This window comes from Pelomonas cellulosilytica, from assembly GCF_021353265.1.
Lineage (GTDB): Bacteria > Pseudomonadota > Gammaproteobacteria > Burkholderiales > Burkholderiaceae_C > Pelomonas > Pelomonas cellulosilytica.
This window is the reverse complement of sequence record NZ_JAJTWU010000001.1, coordinates 909,178-917,106: the sequence shown is the minus strand read 5'-3', so window position 1 is coordinate 917,106 and position 7,929 is coordinate 909,178. Positions and strand designations below refer to the sequence as shown.

Here is a 7,929-nt window from a genome sequence, read left to right as displayed (position 1 = left end):
GCCGATCAAGCAGGGCGGCAGGTTCGCGAAAAACGGGGCAACCTGATCGCGCTTGAGCTGCTTGCGCAGCACGGCCTTGCCGCGCTCGTTGACCCCGTGAACCTGGAACACGTTCTTGGCCAGATCGAGGCCGATCGTCGTAATCTCCATGGTGGACGCTCCTTCCGATCGAGTGGTTGCTGACACTTCCACTGTGGCACTTCGATGCCGTCTACGGGTGGGGGGCGTCCATCCCATTGCTCACGGGTCACCAAGGCCTCCAATGCGACCTCCAGAGCAGTTCTCGACTGTGTTCCTGAGTTTGCATGGTCATCGATCTGCAGAAATCCTCCGCAGGTATGGTGTCCAAATGCTGGCGTCCAGCCTATCCTGCACTAAGCCCTCCGTCTCCTTCCGTTTTGCTCCCCCCGGGTGATTCGGGGCCGTTTCCAGCCACGGCCATCGTCCGTCGAGAGACAAAACAGCCGGAATGTCCCAGCGACCTGCGTCCAGGTCGAACTCCTCCCACCTGGCACCGATCAGCTCGCTGGTTCGCACGAACGTCATGGCCATCAACTTCATGGCGGCCCGCGTGATGGCAGCACCCTGGTAAACCTCGATCTTGCGCAGAAGGTCCGGCAGTTCTTGGGCGCTGACCCGCGCGTAGTTTTGCTTCTTGCGTGATGGCAGCACATCGCTCGGCCGCACATCGGTTGCCGGATTGCGTGAAGCCTTCCCGTGCGCAATGGCGAAGCGGAACACTTGGCCGCAGGTCTGCATGGACCGCTTCGCTATGTCGAGCGCTCCGCGCGCTTCAATCCGCTTCATCATGGAAACCAGCTCCGCAGCCTCAAGCGCGGCGACAGGCCGGTGACCGATGATCGGAAAGACATCCGCCTCAAGCCGGCGCTTCACGTAGTCGGCGTGTCGAGCGGAGCGCGCGGACTTCCAGCGATCCCACCACTGCCGGGCAATAGCCTCGAAGGAGTCCTCCATAGCGATCTGCTGCGCGATTTTGGTATCTCGACGCTGCCCCATGGGGTCGACGCCGGTCGCGAGCAGTTTTCGCACTTCCTCGCGCTTCTCACGCGCCTGGGCCAGTGAGACGTCGGGGTACCCACCCAGGGCCATGAGCCGCTCCTGCCCCTGATGGCGGTACTTCCATCGCCAAAGCTTTGACCCTTGGGGTTTCACCAGCAGATACAAGCCGCGGTCATCGCCGACCTTGTAGGGCTTCTCCGCAGCTTTGAGCTGCTTGATGGCGGTGTCGGTGAGGGCCATGACGGGCTCCTTCATTGGAGCCAAGGAAAAGTACCCCCAGCTCGTTTTGAAAGTACCCCCAACCGTACACCCATGGCGCGTGGGCTGCTACGGACGCCGCTGGACGCCAGGAAGCAAAAAAGCCCGTCTCCACTGGGGAAAACGGGCTTTTTCTAGTTCCTGATGGGACTTCAGAAGACGTCCCGGAACTGATCTTTGGCGGAGTCGGAGGGATTCGAACCCTCGATGCAGGTTTTGCCCACATACTCCCTTAGCAGGGGAGCACCTTCGGCCACTCGGTCACGACTCCAGCAAGCCGCACATTCTATACCAGTGCGCAGCCTGTTCCGACAGAAATCAGGCGGCCGTTGCTTCCTGGTCCAGGTCGAAGGCCTTGTGAAGCGCACGAACGGCCAGCTCCATGTACTTCTCGTCGATGACAACGCTCGTCTTGATCTCGCTGGTGGAGATCATCTGGATGTTGATGCCCTCCTCGCTCAGCGCGCGGAACATCTTGCTGGCCACGCCGACGTGCGAGCGCATGCCGATACCGACAATGGACACCTTGCAGATCTTCGGGTCGCCGGCAACCTTGGCGGCATTTGTGGCCGGGCCGACGGTGTTCTGAAGCAGCTCCATCGTGCGCGCATAGTCGTTGCGGTGCACGGTGAACGAGAAGTCCGTCTTCCCGTCGTGAGACACGTTCTGGATGATGACGTCGATGTCGATGTTGGCATCGGCCACCGGGCCGAGGATCTGGAAGGCGATGCCGGGCTTGTCGGGCACGCCCAACAGCGTCACCTTGGCCTCGTCACGGTTGAAGGCAATGCCCGAAACGACGGCTTGTTCCATGTTCTCGTCCTCTTCGAAAGTGATCAGGGTGCCGGACTTGGCTTCCTCGTTGATGTCGATGTCCCAAGGCGTGAAGCTGGACAGCACGCGCAGCGGCACCTTGTACTTGCCGGCAAACTCCACCGAGCGGATCTGCAGGATCTTGGAGCCCAGCGACGCCATCTCCAGCATCTCTTCGAAGCTGATGGTGTGCAGGCGGCGCGCCTCGGGGACGATGCGCGGGTCGGTCGTGTAGACGCCGTCCACGTCGGTGTAGATCAGGCACTCGTCGGCCTTCATCGCAGCGGCAATCGCCACGGCCGACGTGTCGGAGCCGCCACGGCCCAGCGTCGTGATGTTGTTCTGTGCATCGACGCCCTGGAAGCCCGCCACCACCACCACCTTGCCGGCGGCGAGGTCCGCGCGCACACGCTGGTCGTCGATGCTCTCGATGCGGGCCTTGGTGTACGACGAATCGGTCGCCACCGGCACCTGCCAGCCGGTGTAGCTGACCGAGGGAATGCCTTCGGCCTGCAACGCGATCGCCAGCAACCCCACGGAAACCTGCTCACCGGTGGAGGCGATCATGTCGAGCTCGCGCATGACTTCGGGCGTCGTGCTCGCGGGCGACAACTCCTTGGCCAGTCCGAGCAGGCGATTGGTCTCGCCGCTCATCGCCGAGGGCACGACCACCAGTTGGTGGCCGGCGCGCACCCATTTGGCGACGCGCTTGGCGACGTTGCGGATGCGATCGGTGGACCCCATCGAGGTGCCGCCGTACTTGTGGACGATCAGAGCCATGTGTTTGAGCGAAGGCTGAAGGGGAGCCGCCAGGACGGCACGCTCCCGAGCCTGCGATTTTAAGCGGAGGCTTCCTGCCCGGCTTCGCGCTGAGGCAAGGCTGAATCCTCCAGCCAGCTTATCGCCAGCTGCGGCTCTCCTTCCTTTGCGAAGGCACGGGCATCCATGCCCAGGCCCGCAACCGCCACCAGCAGCGGCCCGTCGAACAGCAGCGGCCCGCCGCGCCGCCATGGCGGCAGACCGGCCTCCTGACAGGCCTTCTTCAGGCTGCGCAGCGTGGAGCGCGGCGAGTGCTGGAACTGCTCGCCCCCCTCTCTGGCCCGCTGCGCCAGCTGCGTCAGGCGGGCCGGCGCCAGGCCGGGCGACACGACCTCCTCCACGAGCCAGGCGCCGCGCCATTCGGCCTGCGGGTAGAGGCCCGGGCGGCTCAGATCCACCATGCCGGGTGGCGGAACCGGCGCCGCTTCGGCAGCCCAATGCAGCCCATCGCGGTATGCATGCAGCACGCCGCCTGGCGCGGGCCATGACGCCGTCGAGCCGTGGCGCCATTCCGCCAGCAGACGTTCAACAAGGCTGGACGGCGCGGCCGTATGCCCGCCAAGCCAGGCACGCAACGCATTGCTGGCCCGCGCGGGCGACAGCCGCGAGCACGCGGCCAGGTCGAGGCGTTCGGGCGTCGACAGTCGACGCAAGTCTTCGGCCGCCACTTCCGCCGCCAGCGCGTCCGCCTGCTGGGCCCAGCGCGCCGCCCGGGCCAGCCCGGCCTCGGCCGACGGGAAGGCTGGCCACAGCGTCTGGCGCAGTCGGTTGCGGGCAAAGCGCGGCTCGGAGTTGCTCGGGTCTTCGATCCAGCGCAGGCCATGCTGCTCGGCATAGGCGCGAATCGCGTCACGCGGCTGGGCCAGCCAGGGGCGCGCCCAGCACAGGCCGTCCCGCCATTGCAATCGCGGCATCGCGGCAAGGCCGCCCAGGCCCGCACCACGCATGGCCTGCAGCACAAAAGTCTCGGCCTGGTCCTGACGATGATGGGCGAGCAGCAGCAAGTCGGCGCTGGCGGCGATAGCCATGTCGTGCAACGCACGGTGGCGGCCTTGACGCGCCCAGGCCTCGACACTGTCGCCACGCGGGGGCGCGCCGCTCAGCCGCGTGCAGGCGAAGGCCGTGCCCAACTCGCGAGCGACGTGCTCGCAATGCGCTGCCCAGTCGTCGGCCTGCGGCTGCAGGCCGTGATGAACATGAAGTGCGACGACGTGCGCGCCCGACCGGGTGGTGGCGTGCAGCAGGGCCGTGGAGTCGAGGCCGCCACTGAAGGCGACCGCGACGGGGGGGTGATCAGCGATTCTTGGTGTCGCTGAAGCGGCCATAGGCCTGCAGGCGCTCGTAGCGGCGGTCCAGCAGTTCGCGCGTCTTCAGGTCGCTGACCTGGCGCAGCGCATCGGACAGCGCACGCTTGAGATTGGATGCCATCTGCTTGGGGTCCCGGTGCGCTCCGCCGACCGGCTCGCTGACGATCTTGTCGATGAGGCCCAGGGCCTTCAAGCGATGGGCCGTGATGCCCAGCGCTTCAGCCGCGTCGGACGCCCGCTCGCTACTCTTCCACAGGATGGAGGCACAGCCTTCCGGCGAGATGACGGAGTAGGCCGCGAACTGCAGCATCAGCACCTGGTCGGCCACGCCGATGGCCAGCGCGCCACCCGAGCCGCCCTCGCCGATGACCGTGGCGATGATGGGCACTTCGAGCTGCGCCATCTCGAGGATGTTGCGACCGATGGCTTCGGACTGGCCACGCTCCTCGGCACCGATGCCAGGGTAGGCACCCATCGTGTCGATGAACGTGAAGACCGGCAGACCGAACTTCTCGGCCAGCTTCATCAGGCGCAGCGCCTTGCGGTAGCCCTCGGGGCGCGGCATGCCGAAGTTACGCAGCGTGCGCTCCTTGGCGTCGCCGCCGCGCTGGTGGCCGATGATCATGCAGGCTTGGCCGTTGAAGCGCGCGAGGCCGCCGACGATGGCGGCGTCGTCCGCGAAATGGCGGTCGCCGTGCAGTTCCTGGAACTCGGTGAAGACTTCCGAGCAGTAGTCCAGCGTCTGCGGCCGCTGCGGATGGCGCGCGACCTGATAGACCTGCCACGGCGCGACGTTGGAGTAGACCTCCTTCGTCAGCTGCTGGCTCTTCTTGGAGAGGCGGTCGATCTCCTCGGAGATGTCGACGGCCGACTCGCTCTGCACATAGCGCAGTTCTTCGATCTTGGTCTCAAGCTCCGCGATCGGTTGCTCGAATTCCAGAAAGTGCTTCTTGCTCAATGGGACCCCTCGTCCGGTGAGTACACCGGCCGATCCCCCAAGGGGATGCAGACCGGCTGGGAGCGGCCCGGCACTCGGCCCGCTCTAACGGATTGAACAATGCCTCAATAGTCCACAGGAAGCGGATCGAGGCTTCGCCAAATGTACCAAACCGCCACCGAGCGATAAGGCGCCCAGGCGTCGCCGACCTCGCGCGCCTCGGCGCGGGAGACGGGCTCGCCGGAGAAGTAATTGAGGCTGATGCCCTTCAAAAGGCCCACGTCGTCCAGCGGCATAACGTTGGGGCGCATCAGATGAAAGATCAGGAACATCTCGGCCGTCCAGCGACCGATGCCGCGGATGGCGACGAGCTCCTCGATGATGGCCTCGTCGTCCATCTGCGCCCATTGGCGCACGTGCACGCGGCCGGCATCGAAGTGCTCGGCCAGGTCGCGCAGGTACTCGACCTTGCGGGCCGACAGGCCGGCGGCGCGCTGGTCGTCTACCGCCAGGCCCAGCACCGCCGCGGGCTGGAACTTCGGCATCAGCGCCGTCCACCGGTGCCACACCGACTGCGCCGCCTTGACCGAAATCTGCTGGCCGACGATGGAGCGGGCTAGCGTCGCGAACGCATCGCCGTGGCTCTGCAGCCGAGCCTCGCCGAACTGCGGGATGAGCTTCTTCATGACCCGGTCGCGCTTGACCAGGTGCTTACAGGCCTCGTCCCAGTAGGACGGAATCACCGCGTCGGGCGACATCAGCTCTTCACCCAGGTCGTGCCGCCAGGGCCGTCCTTCAGCGTGATGCCCCGGTCCGCCAGCTCGGCGCGGATCGCGTCGGCACCGGCGAAGTCCTTCGCGGCCTTGGCCGCGGCACGGGCCGCGATACGGGACTCGATCCACGCGGCGTCATCGCCCGAACCGCCTTGCAGGTACGCTCTGGGCTCTTGCTGCAGCACGCCCAGCACGCCAGCCAGCGCCTTGAGAAGGCCAGCCCGCTCGGGCGAGCGGTCGCGGTTGACTTCGTTAGCGAGGTCGAACAGCACGGCAATGGCGCCCGGCGTGCCGAAGTCCTCGTCCATCGCCGTCTTGAACGTGGCAGCGGCAGGCTCGTTCCAGTCGATGGCGACGTCAGCGGGCGGCACGGTGTCCAGCGCGGTGTAGAGCCGCGTCAGCGCGGTGCGGGCGTCTTCCAGGTGCGCGTCGCTGAAGTTGAACGGCCGGCGGTAGTGCGTGCGCAGCATGAAGAAACGCAGCGTCTCGCCGTCGAACTTCTGCAGCACGTCACGGATGGTGAAGAAGTTGCCCAAGCTCTTGGACATCTTCTCGCCGTCGACGTTCAGGAAGCCGTTGTGCAGCCAGTAGGTCGCGAACGGATAGCCGGCCCCCTGGCTCTGCGCGATCTCGTTCTCGTGGTGCGGGAACTGCAGGTCGGCACCGCCGCCGTGGATGTCGAAGGCCTCGCCCAGCAGCGCACAGCTCATCGCCGAGCACTCGATGTGCCAGCCGGGGCGGCCTTCGCCGAAGGGCGCGGCCCACTTGGCATCAGCCGGCTCGTCGGCCTTGGCGGCCTTCCACAGCACAAAGTCCAGCGGATCGAGCTTGCCGTCGTCCACCGCCACGCGCTCTCCGGCGCGCAGGTCGTCCAGGCTCTTGCCGCTGAGCTTGCCGTAGCCATCGAACTTGCGCACCGCGTAGTTCACGTCGCCGCCGTCGGCCCGGTAGGCCAGGCCGCGCTGCTCCAGGCGCTCGATGAGGGACAGCATCTGCGGCACGTACTCGGTCGCACGCGGCTCATGGTCCGGGGCAGCCAAGCCGACCGCGGCGAAATCCTCGTGCATCGCCGCCGTCATCTCCTCGGTAAGCTGGCGGATCGTGATGCCGCGCTCGACGGCACGCCTGATGATCTTGTCGTCGATGTCCGTCACGTTGCGCACATAGGTGACGGCATAACCACTGGCGCGCAGCCAGCGATAGATGACGTCGAACGCCATATTCATACGCAAGTGCCCCATGTGGCACAGGTCGTAGACGGTGATGCCGCAGACGTACATGCGCACCTGGCCAGGCACGAGCGGCTTGAAGTCTTCGAGGGTGCGGCTGAGGGAATTGTGGACGCGCAGGGGCATGGGAAACAGGAACCGTGGGGCGAGCCGCCACCAACAAGAAGCCCCGCACCGGGACCGGCCAGGCGGGGCTCATAGAATGATTTCAGTATAGCGGCCGCCCCCGACGCCGCCCTCCCCCTGAACCCTCATGCGCCTGCCCTTTCCCACCCTGGTGCTGCTCGCCGCCTTGGCCGCAGCGCCGGCCCAAGCCGACGATCTGTCGAATGCTCAAAGGCTGTGGCTGGCCGGCCAGAAGACCGAGGCCGTCGAGCAACTCCAGCAGGCGCTGGCCCGCACGCCCGACGATCTGCAGTTGCGGTTCGCGCTGGGTGTCATGCGCATGGAGCTCGGCGATCGTGCGCAGGCGCTCGAGCTCTTCACGCGACTGACGCAGGACTTCCCCGACCTCGCCGACCCCTATAACAATCTCGCCGTGTTGCACGCCGCGGCCGGCGAACTGGACGAGGCGCAGGCCGCGCTGCAGCAGGCACTGCGGCTTCAGCCCGACCATGCGCAGGCACAGGAAAACCTCGGCGACGTGCTGCTGCGCCTGGCACTGCGCGCTTACCAGCGCGCGCAGAAGGCCGCCGTTGCCCCCAGCGACGCGCTGGCCGGCAAGATCAGCCGCACGCTCGCCCTGACCGGCACCCTCACAAAAGTCCGCTGAC

At 66.2% G+C, this 7,929-nt stretch carries 7 protein-coding genes, 1 tRNA gene and 1 pseudogene; 1 reads left to right on the top strand and 8 read right to left on the bottom strand.

All coding sequences use genetic code 11. The features are described from left to right. From LXT13_RS03975 to cysS, 8 genes and pseudogenes are all read right to left on the bottom strand, one after another. A pseudogene (locus LXT13_RS03975) lies at positions 1–150 on the bottom strand (IS110 family transposase); the annotation flags it as partial. Positions 151–309: 159 nt separating this feature from the next. Beyond that, positions 310–1,260, bottom strand: coding sequence for a tyrosine-type recombinase/integrase (locus tag LXT13_RS03970; RefSeq protein ID WP_233370297.1), 951 nt, complete (start codon positions 1,258–1,260; stop codon positions 310–312). 196 nt (positions 1,261–1,456) lie between these two features. After that, positions 1,457–1,549, bottom strand: a tRNA-Ser gene (locus LXT13_RS03965). A gap of 47 nt (positions 1,550–1,596) precedes the next feature. Next, positions 1,597–2,871, bottom strand: a complete 1,275-nt coding sequence (locus LXT13_RS03960) for an aspartate kinase (RefSeq protein ID WP_233370296.1) — start codon at positions 2,869–2,871, stop codon at positions 1,597–1,599. 59 nt (positions 2,872–2,930) lie between these two features. After that, positions 2,931–4,235, bottom strand: coding sequence for a tRNA lysidine(34) synthetase TilS (gene tilS / locus LXT13_RS03955; protein WP_233370295.1), 1,305 nt, complete (start codon positions 4,233–4,235; stop codon positions 2,931–2,933). After that, the gene (locus tag LXT13_RS03950; RefSeq protein WP_233370294.1) at positions 4,204–5,175 is read right to left on the bottom strand and encodes an acetyl-CoA carboxylase carboxyltransferase subunit alpha; all 972 of its coding nucleotides are present in this window, start codon (positions 5,173–5,175) and stop codon (positions 4,204–4,206) included. Before LXT13_RS03950 ends, tilS begins: the two co-directional genes overlap by 32 nt. Positions 5,176–5,279: 104 nt before the next feature. Next, complete coding sequence (locus LXT13_RS03945; protein ID WP_233370293.1) at positions 5,280–5,912, bottom strand: DNA-3-methyladenine glycosylase family protein; 633 nt, start codon at positions 5,910–5,912, stop codon at positions 5,280–5,282. Beyond that, on the bottom strand, positions 5,912–7,282 hold the full coding sequence (gene cysS / locus LXT13_RS03940) for a cysteine--tRNA ligase (RefSeq protein WP_233370292.1): 1,371 nt from the start codon (positions 7,280–7,282) through the stop codon (positions 5,912–5,914). Before cysS ends, LXT13_RS03945 begins: the two co-directional genes overlap by 1 nt. A 127-nt stretch (positions 7,283–7,409) precedes the next feature. On the opposite strand from cysS, the gene LXT13_RS03935 reads away from it, so the two are divergent. Then, positions 7,410–7,928: a tetratricopeptide repeat protein gene (locus tag LXT13_RS03935; protein ID WP_233370291.1), complete on the top strand. Its 519-nt coding sequence runs from the start codon at positions 7,410–7,412 to the stop codon at positions 7,926–7,928. Position 7,929: the final 1 nt, after the last annotated feature.

Coding starts and splice junctions, on each gene's coding strand:
- LXT13_RS03970 (WP_233370297.1), bottom strand. CDS start 1,260: ATGGCCCTCACCGACACCGCCATCAAGCAGCTCAAAGCTGCGGAGAAG.
- LXT13_RS03960 (WP_233370296.1), bottom strand. CDS start 2,871: ATGGCTCTGATCGTCCACAAGTACGGCGGCACCTCGATGGGGTCCACC.
- tilS (WP_233370295.1), bottom strand. CDS start 4,235: ATGGCCGCTTCAGCGACACCAAGAATCGCTGATCACCCCCCCGTCGCG.
- LXT13_RS03945 (WP_233370293.1), bottom strand. CDS start 5,912: ATGTCGCCCGACGCGGTGATTCCGTCCTACTGGGACGAGGCCTGTAAG.
- cysS (WP_233370292.1), bottom strand. CDS start 7,282: ATGCCCCTGCGCGTCCACAATTCCCTCAGCCGCACCCTCGAAGACTTC.
- LXT13_RS03935 (WP_233370291.1), top strand. CDS start 7,410: ATGCGCCTGCCCTTTCCCACCCTGGTGCTGCTCGCCGCCTTGGCCGCA.